1 protein-coding gene and 1 pseudogene are annotated in these 610 nt (G+C 57.2%); both read right to left on the bottom strand.

The window, feature by feature from the left end; genetic code table 11:
- Window positions 1-212: pseudogene (locus AAEZ10_RS27185) on the bottom strand (type VI secretion system tip protein VgrG); the annotation flags it as partial.
- 134 nt (window positions 213-346) lie between these two features.
- Window positions 347-610, bottom strand: a 264-nt coding sequence (gene tssD / locus AAEZ10_RS27180) for a type VI secretion system tube protein TssD (protein ID WP_207268058.1), incomplete at its 5' end; no start/stop codon positions are given.

Below are 610 nucleotides of genomic sequence, written 5' to 3'. Positions count from 1 at the left end.
TGAATGCCGCTGCCGTCAGGCGACAGCTGCAGAAAGGCCGGTTTGTGCAGCAGGGTTTCGAGGTCCAGCGACGGCTGCTCACTGACCAGCTCCACCTCAAAGACAAAAGGCTGGCTGATGGCTTCCCGGCCGGTGAGGGTAAACACCTGAAAGTCGGCGGAAAGCCCTTCGATGGTCAGGGCAAAGTGGGTTTCATTGGCCGGCGCGAACATCCCTTGTTCCTCGTGCTGTACAGCGGCGCTCGTCGACGACCGCAAAAAAGCGGCTCAACGTACGCGAAATTCTGGAGGGGCGTAAACAACATCGACCAGCAGAGCTGGCCGATGCGTGTAACGGTCAGCCGTAATTAAACGACTGGAGCACGCCAGTCATCGGAACCCGAAGTACCGGATACTTCGTGGGTCCAGGTGATTTTGCGGTAGGTGAACTGCACTTCTTCCAGGTGGGTGAAGTGCGCGTTGCCTGGATCCTGGCAGTTGTGCATTTTGTTGTTGATGGCGACGATGATCGCGTCTTCCAGTTTGGTGGTGTAGTAGTGCTCTTGGGTGCCTTGAGCCGAAGTGCGGTACCACTGGATAACGATTTCGCTCATGCGCTCGCCGGAAGTCAG

Source organism: Pseudomonas sp. H26/SER47-MNA-CIBAN-0231, from assembly GCF_040310465.1.
GTDB classification, from domain to species: domain Bacteria; phylum Pseudomonadota; class Gammaproteobacteria; order Pseudomonadales; family Pseudomonadaceae; genus Aquipseudomonas; species Aquipseudomonas atacamensis.
The sequence above is the reverse complement of the archived record's forward strand: the minus strand, read 5'-3'. Positions and strand labels throughout refer to the sequence as shown.